Source organism: Microcoleus sp. B5-D4 (genome assembly GCF_036705145.1).
GTDB lineage: Bacteria > Cyanobacteriota > Cyanobacteriia > Cyanobacteriales > Microcoleaceae > Microcoleus.
Window position 1 is genome coordinate 20,369 of record NZ_JAUBTV010000007.1, and the last position, 20,840, is coordinate 41,208.

The window sequence follows — 20,840 nt, forward strand, 5'->3', positions numbered from 1 at the left end:
GACTGTATTGATTTTAGACCAACGCCCGCAAATCGGCTATGAAGTCATTAGTCATTAGTCATTAGTCATTAGTCATTAGTCATTAGTCATTAGTAACAATTACCCGTTACCAATGCCCCATGCCCCATGCCCCATGCCCCATGCCCAATTCCCCAAGTTTCCTTCTATGATTCCAGTTATTTCGACTATTCCTGTGGTGCAGCTTGCTTCGGGCGATCGGCTTTCACTGCAAGTCTATCAGTTCCAAGGTGCGATTCCCGGCAAAAAAGCTTATCTCCAATCTAACCTGCACGGCGCTGAGATTAGCGGTAATGCTGTGATTTACCAATTAATTGAGTTTTTAATGTCTTTGGACAGCAGCCAGTTAAGCGGGGAAATTTGGCTAGTTCCTGTTTGTAATCCTGTGGGTGTCAGCCAGCGATCGCACCATTTTTCCCCTGGTCGCTACAATCTTTATGATGGGGTAAATTGGAACCGGATTTTCTGGGATTTTGAAAAACAAGAGGAAGATATTCTGGGCTTTACTAAGTCTCACATCCATCTCGATGCCGATACTGTCAAAGTTAATTACAGAAAAGCGATTGCTTTGAGTTTTGCGAAAGAGTTGGCAAAAATTAACGCTCCTAGTTGCCGCCCCTACAGCGAACTTTACCGATATCAGCTACAATCTTTGTGTTTGGATGCTGACTATGTGCTGGACTTGCACAGTTCTACGAATCAAAGTTTAGATTACCTTTATTGTTTTAATTCCCGCGAGGAGAGTGCGAAAGCTTTTTTGCTCGATCGGGCTATCTTGATGAACGAGTACGATGGCGATGCTTTTGACGAGGCGTTTCTCAAGCCCTGGCTGGCTTTGGAGAAGATTTTAGCAGAGTTGGGAAGTGCGATCGAATTTGATGTGGAAGCTTGGACTTTAGAATTAGGTTCGGGGATGGAAATGAATCCCGAGTCGGTGGCGAATGGCTTGCGGGGAATCAAAAATTACTTAGCAAGTAAGGGTTTATTGAAAATAGATGGATTTCCTCTCCCGGAAACTGCGAATCATCAAGTTATTTTCACCCCCAAGAATTCGGTGATAAAATACTACGCGCCAGCGGGCGGGATGATTCAAAATCGAGTGCAATTGGGGAGTTATGTCAAAAAGGGCGATCGGCTTTATCAAATTCTCAGCTTTAATAAGAATGGGGAATTTCCGAGTTTGGTTGATGTTTGTGCTGAGTCGGATGTTTTCATTTTTGATGTTTCGACCAATCAGTCAGTAAATCAAGGAGAGTATGTGTTGTCTGTGATGGCAGATTGAGAAGACCAAGAAACTCGGTTTCTTCAAGAAAGCGGGTTTCTGAAAACCTATTGGTAGTCGAACCATAATTTACGATATACTATTGAATAGGGCTTGTTTAAATTCCGCTGCACTTTTATAATAAATTTCAGGATTGTCAATTAAAGCGCGATCGATAACTGTGGCTAGCGGTTGAGGAATCGCATAAGTGCGATCGCGCACAGGAACCGCATCATTTTGTAAAACCGCCAAAAACGGATCTTGATCCTCCAAATTTCGCGGGGAATATCCCGTTATCATCACATACAAACAAGCCGCCGCCGCCCAAACATCAACATCCGGTTGCGTGTACTTATAATTTACTACCTGCTGTCGCGGCATAAAATACGGCGTACCCACAACATTACCAGTCATCGTTTGGCCGCTTAAACCCGCTTGATCAAAAGCCTTTGCTAACCCATAATCCCCAATTTTTGCAACTTGTTTCCCACCCACATTCGCCAGAAAAATATTCCCCGGTTTCAAATCCCGGTGAATCAAACCCCGTCCTTTTGCAAAACTACCATCAGCCAATCTGACATTGGGAATTTCTGCATTATGAGTGTAAGTTAAACCATCTAAAACTTGCAAAATAATAGCCACAGCCTCACCAATCGGCAAAGTGCTGAAACCGCGTTTTTCCATCAAATCAACAACACTACCGCCATCGCAGTATTCCATCGTGAAAAAGAAAGTTTCATCCGCATAACCAAACTCTTTTAATCCTACCACATTGGGATGTTTTAAAACTTTCATATTTTCAACTTCCCGCAAAAACCAATTAACCGCCCGCTGATTTGCCGCCACTTTTGGCAACATCACCTTCAGCGCAACTTGTTCCTTTGTCCGCTTGTGCTGCGCCAAATAAACCAAACTAAAACCTCCCCTACCCAATTCTTTGAGCAAAAGGTAATCGCCGAGAACTCCGATATGGCTTTCATTAGCCACAGCTTTCAACAGAAAACCTTGCAGCATTTCCCACAGATTGGCTTGATTTGAGGGAACGATTGGTGGTGATTGTTGTTGGAGATTTTTGGCAATTTCCGGGTCAATAGCAACAGCAACTCGAAAAGAAGTATCGCTGAGTGTAAATTCATCTCCCCCCTGCAAGTCATATTCTGGGAATTGGATTTGAGCCGCTTCTTCGGGAGTGTGATGAGCTTCTCGCTGACCGATTTTTTTGCCATTAACAAAAGTGCCATTTTTGCTACCGAAATCGCGCACCCGGATATCGGGAGGATTGATATCTAGCAAACAGTGATAGCGGGAAATGGTGCGATGTTTTTCGTCGTCGGGAATCTTAGGATAGCAATCTTTGGCGCGGCCAATAATGCAAGTTGTGCGGGTGTCAAAGATGAATTCTCGGCCTTTGAGATTCCCGGAAGTGATGGTGAGGGTAACTTTTGAGCTCATATCGATTTCGTATTTGGGATTTTGGACTATCGAAACTCTTACTCTCCCCCTTAACAAGAGGCTAACTCTTACTCCCCCCCTTAGCAAGGGGGGGCTGGGGGGGTAAAACGCCCGATGTTATAAACGATTAAATCTAATCTACCCTCCTAACTCTAACTCCCGCCCTTAGCAAGAAATTAACTCTTACTCCCCCCCTTAGCAAGGGGGGGCTGGGGGGGGTAAAACGCCCGATGTTCTCAGCGATTAAATCTAATCTACCTAACTCTAACTCCCGCCCTTAGCAAGAAATTAACTCTAACTCCCCCCCTTAGCAAGGGGGGGCTGGGGGGGGTAAAACACCCGATGTTCTCAACGATTTAATCCCCTCTACAATAACCTCTAAAACCCCATCCAAATTATGATAAACATCCTCATTAGTAAACCTCAAAAAATTAATCCTTGCCGCTTCAATAAACTCTTGCCTTTCTGCATCATATTCTACAGCGCCATCCACAAAATGGCTGTCACCATCAACTTCTAGTGCTAACTTGATTTCGGGCGAGTAGAAATCTAGCACAAATGCTGCTACACTATATTGTCTGCGAAATTTACAATTCTCAAGCTGTCTGTTTCTGATCCGTTTCCATAGCTGCTTTTCAGCTTCTGTCATTTCTCTGCGAAGCTTCTGCCGCTTGAATTTTTCTGAGCTTCTGTTGTAGAGTTTTGTCATTGTTATATAGGATTTAACCCCCCCCAGCCCCCCCTTGCTAAGGGGGGGAGTAAGAGTTATTTGAGTTTTATTGTTGGTTGTTTGATATTTTTACCCCCCCCAGCCCCCCCTTGGTAAGGGGGGGAGTAAGAGCGTTTTTTTAGTTTGTTCGTTTGTTGTTTAGATTTTAACCCCCCCCAGCCCCCCCTTGGTAAGGGGGGGAGTAAGAGCGTTTTTTTAGTTTGTTCGTTTGTTGTTTAGGATTTAACCCCCCCCAGCCCCCCCTTGGTAAGGGGGGGAGTAAGAGTTATTTGAGTTTTTTAGTTGGTTGTTTGATATTTTTACCCCCCCAGCCCCCCCTTGGTAAGGGGGGGAGCAAGAGTTATTTGAGTTTTATTGTTGGTTGCTTAGTCTTGGTTGTTAATGCAAACTACAAATTTTGTTTCTAAATTATGGAGTTTGGAGGCTGTTGGTGGGGAGGTAGAAACCGGGTTTCTTCCTGAATCTGGGTGATGATACATAAATTATCGCAGAAACCCGGTTTCTGAGATTGATTTTACTTTGATTATTTGCTCGTTATGTCCCGACAACCCCGTCGGAAACCTAGACAGGGCATGGCTTCGTGGTTTTGGGCTTTGTTATAAATCTTTATGAAATGCTGAAACGCTTAGATGTTACAGTCTACAAGTCTCGACGCGAGAGGAGAGAACAGCACCCAGCTACCAACATTTTTCTTTACCACCCACCCCCCTCCCAATATAAACCCCCCAGGGAAGTGAGCTTCTGGTGCTTTCTCTGAAAAAGTGAGGTCTTTGTATTTAAAGTAGTAGTGCAGCCATTGGTTATTTTTTCTCCAGCCTACCCGATCGCCAAACTTATCCCAAACCTCCCTATCAAATTCTCTGGTTCCCCCCAAACTTTGATAGATGCGCTTCTGCACGCTAAAGCCGAAGCGCCCATTGCTGTATTTTACCCAAAGTTGGTCAATGGTTCGCAAGTCCTCGCAGGGGAATTTATCAATATGTTCTACATCCAGCCATTCTTCTTTCTCCCTACCCGCCACCTTCAACATCACTCTCGCCGTTTCCTCATCGGCTTCTTTCCACTTTTTAGCCGCCAATAAATTCCGCAAGTTTATATAATCCATCCCCACGGCTGAAATCACCCGCGTAGTCTCAGCAGCCACTGGTTTTGGTATCAGCAAATCCAACCATTCCTGCACCGACTGCGGGCGATTTTGCGGTTCCAACTCCATCCCTTTGATAATCGCCGCATTCACCCTGTCGCTAATCTCTGAATTGTGCTGCTTTGGCGGAGTTAAAGGAATATTTTGCTTCCTGAATTGCGACGGAAACGGCAACTCACCAGTCAACATGACATAAAGCGTTGCTGCTAGGGAATAAACATCAGTATAAGCACCAAGTTCGGCGCGTTTTTCTAATAATTCAATGGGTGCGTAACACTCAGTCCCGGAATTGCTATTTGTCCTCAATTTCCCCGGTGCTGTCACCTGTCGCGCTAAGCCAAAATCAATCAAAACTGCACCCCCCTGGCCCCCCTTATTAAGGGGGGAAGAAGAAATTTTGCCCCCCTTACTAAGGGGGGGAGAAGAAATTTCGCCCCCCTTACTAAGGGGCGAAGAAGAGAAGAGGGGATTTTCTCTTACTCCCCCCCTTACCAAGGGGGGGCTGGGGGGGGTTCTTATCATAATATTTTGGGGTTTAACATCGAGGTGAGTAAATCCTTGCTGGTGAACAAAACTCAGGGCGCTTCCCACTTGCTGAATAATTGGTAAAGCTTTTTCTTCCGACAAAATGCCGTTATCTTCGAGATGGCTAGCTAAGTCAAATCCGTCGATTAATTCCATCACCATGCACCACAATTCGATATTTTCCACTGTTTCGGGAAACACTTCGTAAACTTGGACAACGTGGGGATGGCTGCACCGGGCTAAAGATAAAGCTTCGTTGACAAATTTGGTTTGGTATTCGCGAAAGTTTGGCTTACCTTGAACGTTGGCATTTAGGGTTTTGATGGCGACTACTTTACCTTCTTTGCGGTTTTGAGCGCGGTAGGTGACACCGAATCCACCGCCGCCGAGGATTTCTTCGATTAGGTATTTGCCTTGGTGTAGTTGTTGTCCGGGGGGCCAGTGCCTCATGATGGGTATGTGAGGATGTAGAGAGGATGGTTTTGATTATAGCTGAGACGGGGGGAGTTTGTTGGATGCACGCTCTAATTTGTAGAGTGCATCAGTGAGTGCAGATATTCTTGATTGTTGTGAAGATTCGTGCTGACGCACCTTACGATTTAACGTTTTTGTAACGTGCGTCAGTGTGGAGATTCTCAATTTTTGAGAAGATAACGCACACGGACGCACCCTACTATTTAACGTGACGGTTTATGGTTGAATGAAAATACCGATCGCATTATGAACTCTCGCAGCAGTTGACGGAGGTCGATCGAGCAAACTACCTCCCAAATACAAACTCGTCGAACTTCCCCCATCCAAATTTAAAGCATCCACAGCACCCATTTGCTGCAATATCAGCGCCAGTTCTGCGAAATTTGGCCCCGCCCCGCCCGCGCGATTGTGCACCGCTACAATCAGCAAATTACCCGCAGCATTTCGCCCGATCGCACTTCTAATTGCTGTCTGTCTAACATAGGCATCGCTAAACCCTTCCGCCTTAGCATCCAGCACAACTTGACTGTTTTGTACCAACACAGGCCCGCCGCCGAGAATGTAAGGAAAACGGTTAAAATCATCAGGAAAAGTGTTAGTTTCTAAACGCAATAAAGTGCCGATGGATAGTTCAGATGCAGGGGAAAAATCGGAACGTAAAACCAAAATATAACCGTTAGCTGGAATGGGAAAAGTTGTTGTTCCCGGCGTACCTCCGGGGGATTGGCTGACAACCCTATCGCCCGCAACTGTCACAACTATTTCATTGCCAGACAGCGGAGTATAAGTTGTTCCCCAATCAGGAGTGTAGCGACCGATTCCCGATTGCACGTAGGCACTATTGAGATGAGAAATCGGCAAAATTTGATTTGCCGAAGTGATCACAGTTTCTTGCAAAGTCAAACGATCGATCATAAATTCTCCCCGATCGTTCCAGCCGATCGCCCCCCGGTTCAAAATCGGCCCAGAAAGCCATTTATTGTCCCGCCGAATTGCCCCTAAAGCTAAGCGATTAATTCGATTGAAAAAACCTGCATTAATCGCCGCAGCCGCACCCGAAACTTCTGCTGTTTGCAATAAAGGTGCAGTGCCTTGATCGGCAGGCGGATTGCTGAGAATTGGTCGAATTTTTACACCAGCTTGACGCGGATTAACTTCTAACCAAACTACTGGAAAACGAGCAGTTCCTAAATTTTGATACTGCTGCCGCCACTGCACACCGGGCGCCCAAGCAATGTTTTTTTCTACTAACGAATCTGGCCGAATGTCGATAACTAATCGATTGGGATTTCCCAGGCTGAAAACTTGCGGCCGCCAACCTAAAGGAATCTTCACTTTGACTTTGGTTTGAACGCCGTCAGGTTCGACTTTTAGTGATAGCAATTGTTTGCTGGTTGAGAAAGTCTGCTGAATTATGGCGGGAACGACTTTGGCATCGATCGCGATCGACCATTCTTGACCGGCGATCGGCGCTGCGGGCGTTATTTGCAGCGGCAGGGCGGGTTTGGTCGGGTCGTCTGGTGTTTCGAGGTTTGGCGCTGGGCGGAGGTTTGGCAGTGGGATAGCGGGCTTTGTGGGGTCGTCCGGGGGGTTGGGTGTGGGTGTCGGCGACGGGATTGGTTTATTGACAAAGTTGACTTGCCACGGAGTTGGTCGATCGAGATCTACTACAATGCGATCGCCCGATTCTATTTCTGCTTGCCGAATTCCGGTAACACTTGCAGTTTGAGAAGTAATTTTTAGAATATTCCCATCAGCAGATATCTCCCAGCCCGCAAGTCTAGCAAAATCGGTAACATCTAAGTAACGATACGGGCCTGTTGCCCGCGCTGCTAAGCTTTGAGCACCGGTTAAAGATACCGAAAACCACTGCACCGGTTGTTTGGCACTGTCGGCGCTGCTAAGCAAATCCACTCCCGCACTTTGCATCAATCCAACATCAGCAATCCAAGTTCGGAAATTCCCAGAAGTGCTGTTTGCCGGCTGCTGAGTCCAACTTAGGGGGAGAATGCGGCCGTTTAGGGACACTTGGCGGCCTTGTATAATTCTCGAAGATGGTGGTAGGGATTGAGTCAAAAACCTATAGTCCGACAGGGGTTGAAACCCCTGTCTCATAGCTGAAGTCCTCTCAAGAGGACTATCGGTCAATATTTCAGTCGGTTTTAACTGAGATGTTGCACTATTCTCAATTACTTGTTTAGCAACAGGCAAGATGCCTGTTCCACAAGAAAATTCACTCTTTGTGGAACGGGCATCTTGCCCGTTCTTGAGAATGGTGCAAGATGCAAGTTTTAACTGAGATATTGCACCATTTTCAATTACTTGTTTAGCAACAGGCAAGATGCCTGTTCCACAAGAAAATTCACTCTTTGTGGAACGGGCATCTTGCCCGTTCTTGAGAATGGTGCAAGATGCAAGTTTTAACTGAGATATTGCACCATTTTCAATTACTTGTTTAGCAACAGGCAAGATGCCTGTTCCACAAGAAAATTCACTCTTTGTGGAACGGGCATCTTGCCCGTTTTTGAGAATGGTGCAAGATGCAAGTTTTAACCGACTTTCGCTATCAGCCAGGGAATTCATTCCCTGGCGGGCTCTCGAAGCATGAATCAACCCAGCCATCTCCCCCTCTTGTGCTCTTGCGGGTTGATTCCCGACTAAAGACGGGGCGATCGCCAGTACGGGTAAAATCGAGACTGACAATATTAGACGCCAATAGAAAAAATTACGTTTCACAGCTTACAACTCACAATTTCACTTCTAAACGCATGGGGATTTAGAAACCCGGAAAATCCGTATGTTTCTTCTTACTAAATCCGATATTTTTAGCCGATCGCACTAATTGCCCTCAAGCCCTACTACAAAAGGCTCACCCCGGAATAGAAATCACCAACTCCGAACCCTCCCCCAAAGAAGACTTCACCAGTAACGTACCTCCATGTTTTTCTACAACAATTTGATGGGCGATCGACAATCCTAATCCAGTTCCTTGACCCACAGGCTTGGTTGTAAATAAGTGGTTAAAGATGTTTTCCTTGACTTCGACTGACATCCCCACTCCATTATCCTTAATGCGAATCAAAACCTGATTGTTGTCTTCGCTCAGAACAGTTTGAACCGTTATTTGATTAGCTAGGGCTTTAATTTCACTAAAACTGCGCCCCTTATTTGACTCCTCCAGAGCATCAATGGCATTGGCCAGTACATTCATAAATACCTGGTTTAACTGTCCGGGAAAGCATTTCACTAGGGGCAAGTTACCATACTCTTTCACAACTTCAATGGCCGGGCGGAACTCGCTGGCTTTTAAACGGTGCTTGAGAATTAGCAGAGTGCTTTCAAGTCCATCATGAATATTGAAAGAAACTGGTCGATCGCTATCAGCCCTCGAAAACGTTCTCAAACTCGTACTGATATTGCGGATGCGATCGACTCCCTCCTGCATTGAGCCAATCAATTTGGGCAAATCTTCTCGCAAATACTCCAAGTCCATATCCTCTATTTCGGCTTCAATTTCCCCTCCCGGATTGGGAAATTTTTCTTGATACAAATCAATCAAATTGAATAAATCCCCCACGTATTCTATAGCCGGTTGCAAGTTGCCGGCGATAAAGCCTACGGGATTGTTAATTTCGTGGGCTACCCCTGCAACTAAATTTCCCAGAGCCGACATTTTCTCACCCTGCACCAATTGCAACTGCATCTGTTTGAGATTGTGGATAGATTGCTCTAGTTTTTGGGCATAATCCTGAGATTGTTGATAAAGCTGTTGAGATTCCTGATACAAGCGGGCGTTTTCCAGCGAGATCGCAGCTTGGGAGCAGAGGATGTTGAGGAGGACGACGCGATCGCCAGTGAATGCCCCCGTCGTCAGATTATTTTCCAAGTAGAGAATTGCCATCATTTTGCCTTGATGGATAATCGGAGTACATAGGATGCTCTTAGGTTGCTGCTGCTTTATATAGGGGTCAGAAGCAAATATTAATTCTGTCTTGACATCATCGAAAACTAGGGCTTTATGGGTGCGTTTGACGTAATTAATGACAGTCTGAGGAATTGATTCGCTGTCCTCTATCCCAATATTTTCTTGCAGAATACAGCCTTGGCTATCGCTACAGTGGACGGCGATTTTCCAGTTTTCCTCTTCTTTCAAAATTAATACTCCTGTTTGAGCGCCTGCATTCTGAATCGCCACTTCCATCAGGGTAGTGAGCAATTGTTCCAGCTTAATTTCGCTAGACAAAGCTTGATAAGCTTTGATAACAGTTGGTAAATCTATTACTGTGGTACTCGTACTTCCAGCAATTGTTTGGTTTTTGCTAGAAGATGAGGTGTCATGGGAGGTGGTCACTGCCTCGAACAAACGAACTTGATTATGTTGCAAAATAGGAGCCAGCAATTGAGAATAGCGTTGTTCTATGTCGTCAATTTTCGCTTTAGCTCCCCAACGAGAGTAGGCATAGTAGGCATCAATTAGATAAAGTTGAGCAATTTTTTCTTTACCCCATTGTAAATAAAATTTTGCAGCCAGCTCATTTGCCAAAGCTTCTTCATTGAGGTATTTGTTTTCTTTAGCCAGAGCGATCGCGCGATCGTAAAAATCCATCGCCTCAACTTGCTGTCCTAAAACGCGATATCGCTCTGCCTCGACCAAATAGAACTTATGCAAGTGATTCATAGGGGCATACTCCGCCCATCGCTTGCTTTTTGCCTGATTTACTGCTACTTTTTCTAGGAGTGCAGCTTGTTTTTCCGCATCAGCCTCTGCATACACCGCTAAGTACGTTAGAGACCCATAGAAATAAATCAGCGAATACTGAAGCCCTGCGGTTAGAGCATCCGAATATTGCTCTGCTAGCACGGCATTTTCCAGCGCTTGTTGATAGTTTTCAAACAAATAACCGAGAATCAACTTGTTGAGATAAACGCTGCAAATCGCATACTGCACGTTATTAGCTTGATGCTGCGGTATCATGATGTCTTCATCATAAGCTTCCCCAACCAAACGGCAGGGGTTATCGGTTTTGCCTCGCAAGTTCAAAACAGCCTGCCGAAAAATTTTCACGAAACTGAGTGCGTTTCCCTGACGAATCTGATGAATAGCGCGATCGAAGGTTTCTGTCTCCCGCTCCATTTCCGCCAAGTCTCTGCCCATAGAGAAAGAAAGCGCCGTATAATTGTAAAGTCCATAGGCAGCATATTCTAATTCTCCTGCTTCTAGGGCAATTTGATGGGCTTCTAATAAAAATGGCAAAGAATCTTGGGGGTAGCGTTTCCAATGCCGGACATAGCCATAAACAAGGTTGTAGGTTTTGGTTTTCAACTCTTTGCTTTTCACATTATCTAGCAGACCTAAAGCTACCTCACCTGATTGATAGCCGATATCAATATCACCTCCTGTTCCTGCATGAATTAAACCATACCAAGCATAACTAAAAGCAGATGTAGGTGCATTTCCATAAGTGAGAGATAGTTCTATTGGCTTGCACACAATCAGCGGGAATAATTTAGATGCAGACTGATAAGAAGCCGACACAACCGTGCCTAAAATTCGCAGGGCTGCCAGATAATAGGAGTCGGTCATCTCTGGAAGATTAATCAATTCTTCCAACGTGTGGCTGGCGAACTTGCGTTTTGTTTCTTCCTGCGTTTGCTGAACCTTTTCCGGGCTGGGATTCTCTGGAAATTCCACGCCCAGTTGTTTGAGAACAATCAGCGCAGTCTGTTCTGCTAAGGGTAAATTATTCTGAGCGATGTAACTTTGAATTCGCACTGTATAAACTTTCACAGTATCCAGAGAGGTTCGGGCTTGCTGCAACACGATTTGCACCCATTGATCCATTTGTTCAAATTCACCGCTCAGGAATGCCGCTTCAACTGCTTCCTCATATAGGTTTAAGGTGAGTTGGTACTGGCTGTCCCAACAATCCGTTGCTAATAATTCAATTCCGTTACTCAAGCACTCAAAGGCTGCAGCATACGCTGTTGCGGCTTTTGCTTTTCGTCCAGCTACTAGATTTAACTGGGCATATTCTTGCCGTTGCACCCGATCGCTAACCAGCTTAATCGCCATATTCAAATGGTCAACCATTTCAAAAATTCTTTCTTCCCGCTCGACTTCCGATGTTTCCTTAAACAGCAGTTGCCCTATCTTTAAGTGGGTCGAGCGTTTTTGATCTTCGGGAATGAGAGAATAGGCAGCCTGCTGTACGCGGTCATGCAAAAACTTGTATTTCGCTAATTGTTCATGGCTAGTTAATAAGTGATGGGTATCTTCCCGGGCCGCTGGCTCAGCTAAGTCTTTACTAGATTGTTGATAAAATTTATAAACATCGCTAACTGGTAAAATCAACCCTTCTTGCAATGCTTTCCACAAAGCTGTTGCTGTTTCTGTTGGCGAATTTTCATCAACAATTGCTAAGGTCGCCAAATCGAACTGATTGCCAATACAAGCAGCTAACTTTAAAACTTCCTGTGTCCTGATTGGCAACTTTCGCAACTGAACGGCCATGAATTCTACTACATCATCCGTTAGTGCCAATGTTCGCACTCTAGCGATATCGCACTGCCAATACCGAGATTCAAAATTAAATTCAATTATCTCATCTTCATGCAAAGATTTGAGGAATTGTGTGCTAAAAAAGGGATTGCCTTGGGTTTTCTGATAAACGAGTTCTGTCAAAGGCAGAGCCAATGTTGTAGAACAAGCTAAGGTATCGGCAATCAGACAATTCAACTCCGAGCGATCGAGCGGCGCGAGGGTAATGGTGTTGACTGTGGCTCCGGTTTGTTGAATGTCGGATAATGTCAGCACCAAAGGGTGTACGGGACTGACTTCGTTATCTCGATACGCTCCAATTAACAAGAGATACCGCCGATCGCCATCGCTCGTCAAAAGTTGAATCAACTTTAATGAGGCTGAGTCTGCCCATTGCAAGTCGTCTAAGAAGATAACGAGGGGATGTTCTTTGGTTGTGAAGAGTTGAATGAACTTCTCTAATAAGCGATTGAAGCGATTTTGGGCAGCACTGGCGACGAGTTCTGGTGCGGGAGGTTGCTCTCCGATAATCTGCTCTAGTTCGGGAATTACCTCAACGATTACCTGAGCATTCTCGCCCAATGCTGCCAGGATTTGAGTCTTCCACTGCTCAACTTTAGCATCTGTTTCGCTCAGCAATTGCTTCATTAAATCGCGAAAAGCTTGTACAAAAGCTGAGAAGGGTTGGCTGCGGCCAAATTGGTCGAATTTGCCTTTGATGAAGTAGCCTCTAGCTGCGACAATCGGTTTGTGAACTTCGTTGACGACGGCGGTTTTGCCAATACCTGAGAAGCCAGCCACCAGCATCATTTCCGCGCTTCCTCCACTCACGCGATCGAAGGCTGCTAGTAGGGAGAATACTTCCCTCTCTCTACCATATAATTTTTCGGGAATGATGAAGCGATCGCACAAATCTCGCTCCCCTATTTTAAAGTTAATCAGCGCTCCTGTCTCTTGCCACTGGTACAAACAAGTTTCCAAATCAAACTTGAGTCCGATCGCACTTTGATACCTATCTTCAGCATTCTTCGCCATCAGTTTGCTAACAATTTCAGACAGCACCAAGGGAACGCTTTTGTTAAGGTGATGGACTGGAATAGGCTGCTTGGCAAGGTGACAGTGTACTAACTCTATCGGATCTTCGCTTTGGAAAGGCAACTGTCTCGTCAGCAGTTCGTAGAATGTAACTCCCAGAGAGTAGAAATCTGTGCGGTAATCAATGCCTCGGTTCATTCGCCCAGTTTGTTCGGGAGATATGTAAGCTAAAGTGCCTTCAATGAGGTTGGGATTCTGAATTTCTTGGGTTTGGCGCGGCAACAGGGAAGCGATGCTGAAGTCAATCAGCTTCACTTGTTTGCTGACAGGGTTAATTAAAATGTTCGCCGGTTTGAGGTCTTTATGGATGACGTGGTGGCGATAAAGTCCATCGAGGGAGTTGGCAATTTGAATGGCAATGGGAAGAAACTCGTTAATGGGCAACCCTTCCAGAGGTTCGTTGCTGGCGAACACCAGACTAGCGAGGTAGCTACATAAGGAAATTCCGCCAAAGTCTTCCATCACCAGAGCATACTGGTTATGGTAAGTCTCCAGGCTGTATGCCTTGACAGTGCCGGGTATCTCTAAGTTTTTAGTAATGACAAACTGATTGCGGAAGTGAACCAGTTCGTGGAAGCGAGGAAAGTCATTTCGCAGCAGTTTGATCACTACGGGCTGCTGATCGGAAGACCGACGGCCACGATAAACTAGAGTTCGATTGCCTGCGTATATTTGCTCGTTAATCTGATATCCTCGAAAAATATTTGTTATGCTAGCCATACCTACCTATTCCTACTGTTTCTGTCAAGCCAGAAGCTTTTTAGAGTTAATATAGCGCTTCTCAAGCGTTGTGAGGTATGGGGGCGAGTCCTATGCCCTATGCCCTATGCCTTATGCCCTATGCCCACGGAGCCCTATGAGCACCTCATGTTACTGAGAAAGGCTATAGCTTAAATGTCAAGCCTGACAAGGACTTGATTGGCATTTTGACATATTTGTTCAATTGATTTTACTGCTTTAACTATTGATTTAGCATAGTAAGTAACGAAGAACCCAGATTTGAAAAGCGATCTCGGAGTTTACGGTCAACGTTACGGCATCGAAGCAATGTTTAAAGACTGTAAAACAGGAGGATATAATCGGGAGGGTTGTCAAGCATCACCCGATCAATTGATTGCCAACCATGATTTTAATTGCTTTAGCTATGACTGGAGCCTGGTTACAGGGAAAAAAAACCAATTTTCAGGGACAAAAGAAATATGTTGGTCGGATTCAAGAGATAGGTAAAACTAGAAGAAGATATAGCAACTTTTGGGTTGGTTTGTATGATAACAATTGGCTAATCGCTGTTGACTCTTGTCAGGAGTGGGTAGAGTCCATACAGAGTTTAGTTCGCAATAAAAAGTCATTTTATCAGAAGGGCTTGAGAGCCATAAAGCGAATGCGGGCAAGCACTTTAGCCTCGTTGTCGCCCTCTGAAGAAATACAGCCTCCCGAACGCCCCCAAAAGCGGGGAAGTTCCGTTTCAGCTTGGATCGGCTTTTTTGAAGCTTTGCGATCGCAAGTGGCAAAGATGTGCCAGCAGCAATTTTTCCACAAGGTGAAGTGCCAGCTTGCTAAGTTCTTCGCCCCAGACTTTGTTGTAGAACCAAGCCAAAGGATCGCAGTCTCAATAGTAAGTAATGGGTGCGATCGTGTGCTTTGTAACCCTTTAATAATTTACTAGCGAGTTTTACTTGCTGGCGATTGAAAAAACTTCTGCTTGGGGGTGAAAAGAAACCGGGAAAAAGCCTCCTTCGCGCATTTCTTGAATAGTCTCTTTAACCGCCTGAATAATGCGCTCTGTGTCTTCATGAGTGTGAGCAGTGGAGAGAAAGCAGCTACGACCTTCAGATATGAAAATACGCTTTTCGAGTAAGTGAAAAAGTAGCGGATCTATCTCAACCGAGGCAACAGCGCGAAATTGCGAGCCGAAATTTACAAGCCAGACAGAGACTTCATTTTCTTTGAAATAAGCATTCAGGGTTTCAACTAGCTGCGAAGTTCGCTGATTCAACTGCTGCTGAAGGGCTGGGCCTTGACTTTTAAGATAGCGCAGCACGGAACGCGCAGCGGCCAGAGCAAGTGGGTGCTTGCAAAAAGTGCCGGCAAAAATTGTTGTTTTTACCTGGGGGTAGGAATCATCGCCGTAGTTCCACAAACCGCCGTCAATTTTATCCATATAAGCAGCTTTTCCAGCGATAACTCCAATGGGCATACCGCCCCCGACAATTTTACCGTAAGTTGCAATATCTGCCTCAATGCCAAACCACGCCTGCGCGCCGCCTTGATGAATTCGGAAACCAGTGACCATTTCATCAAAAATCAGCGCAATTTCTGATTCTTTTGTTAATTGCCTGAGTTGCTGGAGAAATTCTTTGGGTTGCAAATCGAGACGGCGGCTTTGCACCGGCTCCACGAGAACCGCCGCTAATTCGTGCTGATGAGCTTTGATAATTTCCAGGGCATGAGGGCTTCCGTAATCCAAAACTAAAACATCTTCAATAAAATTAGCGGGAATTCCTGGCGCTTTGGGAATGGTGCGTAAATCGCCATTTATGTTTTTTACAACTGCCAGAGTTCCGTCAAAATGACCGTGATAAGAACCCGAAAACAAAGCAATTTTATTGCGTTTAGTTGCCGCTCTAGCTAATCGTAGGGCTGCCATCACCGCTTCGGTGCCAGTATTAGAAAAAGCGACGCGCTCCATCCCCGTCAGTTCGCAGATTAATTCCGCAACTTCTCCGGCAAGGTCTGCTTGTGGGCCAATTTGTACGCCGCGATCGAGTTGCTCTAATAGGGCTTCTTTAATAAAGGGCGGATTATGACCGAAAAGATTGATGCCAAATCCCATTGTGATATCGATGTATTCGTTGCCATCAACATCCCACATTTTAGAACCCAGCGATCGCTCGGCGACAATGGGATAAAACATCTCCTTGACGGGCAAGCGAAACCCATCTGAAGCCCGATTGTCAGCGAGAACCGGACGGTATTTTTGCGCGAAATTCTTAGAGGTCTTTGTGCGATCGGTGTAGCGCTCTATCAGCGCTTTCATGTGTCTTTGCTGCAATTGTTCGTTCATTTTGAATTCTCCAGAGTTTGAGTCAGGTAGGATCGCAATGCTTTGCGCCCTTACAGGTTTTAATTGCGGCTACCTATCAAGCCAGAATCGGCGAGATAGGAAAAGTAAGTGCGAAACAAATTCGCATCCGCTTGCGGACAGGTGATGTCAGTGGTAGCAAGTCCATCTAGCGTATTTTGGCAATCGAAATGTAGCGTTCCTGATTGTGGCATTTCCGCTTCAGAAACTTTTTCGGAAAAAAGACCGACTAGCGGGTACAAAGCATGATCGGGAGAATATCCAGCGCGATTGATTATTTCTGCTTGCCAAGCCTCAGAAGAAACTCGTTTGATTGGATAACCCATTGAGCCAATCCAGCCAAGCAATTCACTCATTTGAAAGGACTGACTGTTGACTAAATGAAAAGTTTTTCCGAGCAATTCTTTTTGGCTCGAAAGATGAACGATCGCTCGGCTCACATAGTCAACAGGCGCTACATTCATCAGCTTATCACCATCGGGCGCACATCCAAGTTGCACGCAACCAGCGATTAACCTGTACAGTAAGTCACTGGGATTGCAGGCCCCTGTTTTGCTGTCCCCAGAAATGCGACCTGGCCTGTAAATGCTAACAGGAATGCCGCGATCGCGCGCGACCTCTACTAACTTTTCTGCCACCCATTTAGTCTGAGTGTAAGCGCCTTTCAGACCCTCTCCCGGAGTGAGTTCATCCTCCTCTCGCACCACCTTAATCCCAGATTCTCCCATTGCCGAGAAAACGGAAATCGTAGAAATTAAATGGACTGGTTTTAGCTTACTTTGACTCGCCAATCTCAGAACTTCCTGCGTCCCCAAAACGTTAGCGGGTTTGAGAACCGAGTAGGGATAAGTAAACTTGACAAACGCGCCATTGTGGTAAATGACATCAATTTTACTGGCTAAAACTTGGAACTGCTCCTCGGAAAGCCCCAAAAGTGGTTGAGACAAATCTCCAGCAATTGGGATAATGCGATCGCTGCTGCTTTCATCCCAAATTAAATAGGATTCGAGGCTGCTTTGAATCCGCTTTTTAGCTGATTCTGAATCGGCAGAACGGACTAGGCAATAAATTTCTGCTTGAGTTTGTTGCAAGAGATCGCGGAGTAAAAAGGCTCCCAAAAAGCCCGTCGCCCCTGTTAAGAGAATGCAAGCTGGTTCAGTTTTTTGCTCGCTCAATGGAGTTGTAGGGCGAATTGCCGGATCTAAAACAACTTCAGCGTTAATATCGAAATTCGAGGGGCGATCGCCCGCTGTGTTGCCCCCTTGTTGCATTTCGATTTTTTGAGCTAAACCAGCTACAGTAGGAGCTTCAAACAAAACGCGCAAAGGCAATTCCACCTGAAAAGATTCTCGCACTTTGGCTAACAACTGAGTAATCAGTAATGAGTGTCCCCCCAAGTCAAAGAAATTGTCGTGAATTCCTACCTTTTTAAGGTTGAGAAGCTGGCTCCAAATTCCGGCAAGAATCTCCTCACCGGGAGTGCGAGGGCCTACAAACGTATCTGTAAAATTGGCTGCTATGGACGGTGCAGGAAGGGCTTGACGGTCTATTTTGCCATTGGGAGTCAGTGGCAGTGCTTTCAGAACCACAAAAGCAGAAGGTATCATGTATTCGGGCAGCTTTTCTTTGAGGAATGAACGCAGGCTTTCAATCAGTTGTGAGTCCTGAACGCTGAGTTTTGAGTGAGAAACGATATAGGCGACTAAACGCTGATTTCCCGGTTCATTTTCCTGAAGTAAAACGGCTGCCTCGCGTACAGAGGGATGATGAGACAGCCCCGCCTCAATTTCCCCTAATTCAATGCGGAAACCTCGCAGCTTTACTTGGTCATCGACGCGATCGATAAATTCTATATTTCCGTCTGGCAAATAGCGAGCTAAGTCGCCAGTTTTGTAAAGTCGAGTTTCCGGTTCCTGAGTCAATGACTTGCAAATGAATTTTTCTGCGGTGAGCTCCGGTTGGTTTAGATAGCCGCGAGCCAATCCCGCCCCAGCAATATATAATTCACCTGCTACCCCTACAGGAACCGGCTGCAAGTGCGAATCGAGCAAATAAATCTGCGTGTTGGGTAGTGGGCGACCTAAAGGAACTGTCTGGGAAATGCGATCACCCTGCATTTTTACCTGATAAGTCAGCACGCCTACAGTTGTTTCTGTCGGCCCGTAATGGTTGAAGATCGAGCAGTCGGGATTGTATTTCTGAATTGTTTCAATTAAATTCCACATCAAAGGCTCACCGCCGAGAATTAATCGCTTTTTCGGTAATATTTGCGAGGCGTTATCAGCGCTCAACAAAGCTTTTAAGTGAGAGGGAACAATTTTCAGACAATCGATAGAATGTTGCTGAAAATAAGCGGCCATTGCTTGAGTATCTGTTGCGCGTTCTTGAGAGATGATGTGCAGGCATCCACCCGAACACAAAGCGGGAAAAATAACAGTGTGTCCTAAGTCTGCTGCGAAGGTAGAAACGGTGGCATAATTGGCACCTGATGGCAGGTTTAATTTTTCCTGAACTCCGTGCAGGTAATTGAGCAGTTGTCGGTGTTCAATAGCGACTCCTTTGGGGGTGCCGGTGGAACCGGAGGTATAGATAATGTAAGCTAAATTTTCACCAGAAGCAGAGACGAAAGTAGTAGGAGAAAAAGAGGGAATGTCTGTATCTAAGCAGACGATATATGCCTGAGTTTCAGGCAAATTTTTGATGAGCTGCTGTTGGGTTAACAGCACAGGAGTCTGAGCGTTTTGCAACATCAATGCTAGGCGCTCTTTGGGCATGGCTGGGTCGAGCGGTAGGTACGCGCCACCTGCTTTGAGGATGCCTAGAATTCCAGCGATCGCCTCTAAAGAGCGATCGACGCAAAGGCCGACAATCACCTCTGGCTTGACACCTAATTGCTGCAAGTAATGGGCGATTTGGTTAGCGCGGGCGTTGAGTTCGCTGTAGGTAATTTGCTGATTTTCACAAACAGCAGCTATGCGGTGCGGCGATCGCTCTGCTTGTTCTTCAAAGAGCTGGTGCACGCACTTATCGAGCGGGTAATCTGCTTTTGTGCTGTTGAATTCTACTAATAATTGATGTCTGGCGCGATCGCTCAGCATTTCGAGCTTGCCGATCGCGGTTTGTGGGTTACTGGCTACACTTTGCACCAAGGCGTAAAATTGCTCTGCCAAGCACCGGATACTGTTGTCTGCAAGGAAGATAGGATCGTAGTGAAACTCAGCGGCGAGCGAGTCATTTTGGCGGTGGCAAGAGAGTTTAACTTTGAAGCGATCGCAGCACGCATACTGCTTGTAAATCGAAAAAACTACGCCACTAGCCGAATGCTTTTCGAGCTGTTCCTCAAACTCGAAACCAAATGGAAAGCCGGAAGAGTTGCCTAGATATTCGTGGGAGAAATATTCTTGATACTTGTATGCTTCCCGTTCTTCCTGCTGAATTTGCTGCAAAGTTTCCGCGAAGGAAAAGTTTTCTGTTAGTTGGCCTCGCAGCGGTAAAAATTTGGCAAACAGCCCAAGCGCTGGCTCTAATTCTTCGTATTTTCGACCGTCGAATACCACGCTAACAGCGAGCTCTGATTGGCCAATCAGCCGCCAGAGCAAAATTTTCCAGCAAGCGAGCAAGAATGTAGAAAGTGAGGTGTTGTACTGGCGGGCGAGATATTCCACTTGAACCAGCAAAGCTAACTCTAATTTGACCTCAAAAGCTTGGGGAGTAAATTGAGCTGGCGCGTTAATTAATCTATTTTCAAACGGCAACCTTAAACTCGCTAGCCCTGAAAAATTCTGCCCAGTCCAGTATTCTTTGCCCTCCGCCGCTTCCGAATCTTCGAGCAATTCATTTTGCCATTCGGAAAATTGAATGTATTGCACAACTTCCTCGGTAATTTCTTCGCCGTGAAGGCAGGCGGCATAGCACTGGCTGATTTCTTGAACCAGATTTTTTAGTGTGCGACTATCGGCGCACAGTGCGGGCAAACTAACCAGTAAAATATGCCTTTCAGATGAAAGTGTAATTAAAGACAAGTGCCAAACAGGATTGCGATCGAAGTTGAAGAAAGCGCTCTTTTCTTGCTGAAAAATCTCTTCTATTTTGGCTTCTTGCTCCTGGGGATTTACTTCACTCAAGTTAACCCAGTTCCACGAAACAGAGCTATGTTCGGAGATAACTTGTATAGGAATTTTTAGCCCGACCTTTCCCTGAAAGCTTGTGCGGATAATTTCGTGGCGATCGCTAACTTTTTCTAAAGCTTTCTTGAGGTTATCAGTTTGAAGACTTCCCTCGATCGAAATAGCGGATTGAATGCGATAAGCAGCGCTGTCTTGCTGCAAAAGCCACAGATATTTTTGCTGGGGTGAAAGCCGAAATCCATTAATTGTTTGCATTGTTCCTATTTCTTAAAGCACTACTTTATTCTCGTTACCTTTGCCTGGAAGAGATGATATTATGCCCGATCGATTGACCATAATATCCCGGCCGGGCGGGTTTTTGAGATTGTCAATTATTGGCAGATATTGTTGGTGA

The 20,840-nt window shown here is 45.6% G+C and carries 9 protein-coding genes; 2 read left to right on the plus strand and 7 right to left on the minus strand.

Annotated features, from left to right (window positions below; translation table 11 throughout):
- Positions 1–166 precede the first annotated feature (166 nt).
- Entirely contained in the window at positions 167–1,300 is a 1,134-nt protein-coding gene (locus QUB10_RS05130; protein WP_333200140.1) for a succinylglutamate desuccinylase/aspartoacylase family protein, read from the plus strand.
- A gap of 69 nt (positions 1,301–1,369) precedes the next feature.
- Here the strand turns inward: QUB10_RS05130 and QUB10_RS05135 are convergent, their stop codons facing one another.
- From QUB10_RS05135 to QUB10_RS05155, 5 genes are all read right to left on the minus strand, one after another.
- Positions 1,370–2,731, minus strand: coding sequence for a protein kinase domain-containing protein (locus tag QUB10_RS05135; protein ID WP_333200142.1), 1,362 nt, complete (start codon positions 2,729–2,731; stop codon positions 1,370–1,372).
- Between the two features lie 307 nt (positions 2,732–3,038).
- Positions 3,039–3,440 carry an endonuclease domain-containing protein gene (locus QUB10_RS05140; protein ID WP_333200144.1) on the minus strand — a complete coding sequence of 134 codons (402 nt, stop codon included), beginning with the start codon at positions 3,438–3,440 and terminating at the stop codon, positions 3,039–3,041.
- Between the two features lie 646 nt (positions 3,441–4,086).
- Positions 4,087–5,580 (minus strand): serine/threonine-protein kinase, encoded by a 1,494-nt coding sequence (locus QUB10_RS05145; protein ID WP_333200146.1) that lies wholly within the window; start codon positions 5,578–5,580, stop codon positions 4,087–4,089.
- A gap of 240 nt (positions 5,581–5,820) precedes the next feature.
- On the minus strand, positions 5,821–8,340 hold the full coding sequence (locus tag QUB10_RS05150) for a phosphodiester glycosidase family protein (RefSeq protein WP_333200148.1): 2,520 nt from the start codon (positions 8,338–8,340) through the stop codon (positions 5,821–5,823).
- A 133-nt stretch (positions 8,341–8,473) separates the two neighbouring features.
- The gene (locus tag QUB10_RS05155) at positions 8,474–13,957 is read right to left on the minus strand and encodes an AAA family ATPase (protein ID WP_333200151.1); all 5,484 of its coding nucleotides are present in this window, start codon (positions 13,955–13,957) and stop codon (positions 8,474–8,476) included.
- Positions 13,958–14,381: 424 nt separating this feature from the next.
- Between QUB10_RS05155 and QUB10_RS05160 the strand changes: the two genes are divergently transcribed.
- Positions 14,382–14,903 (plus strand): hypothetical protein, encoded by a 522-nt coding sequence (locus QUB10_RS05160; protein WP_333200153.1) that lies wholly within the window; start codon positions 14,382–14,384, stop codon positions 14,901–14,903.
- A 6-nt stretch (positions 14,904–14,909) separates the two neighbouring features.
- Here QUB10_RS05160 and QUB10_RS05165 read toward each other — a convergent pair whose 3' ends face one another.
- Together QUB10_RS05165 and QUB10_RS05170 are read right to left on the minus strand one after the other, a co-directional pair.
- Positions 14,910–16,301: an aspartate aminotransferase family protein gene (locus tag QUB10_RS05165; RefSeq protein ID WP_333200154.1), complete on the minus strand. Its 1,392-nt coding sequence runs from the start codon at positions 16,299–16,301 to the stop codon at positions 14,910–14,912.
- 59 nt (positions 16,302–16,360) lie between these two features.
- The gene (locus QUB10_RS05170; protein ID WP_333200156.1) at positions 16,361–20,701 is read right to left on the minus strand and encodes an amino acid adenylation domain-containing protein; all 4,341 of its coding nucleotides are present in this window, start codon (positions 20,699–20,701) and stop codon (positions 16,361–16,363) included.
- Positions 20,702–20,840: the final 139 nt, after the last annotated feature.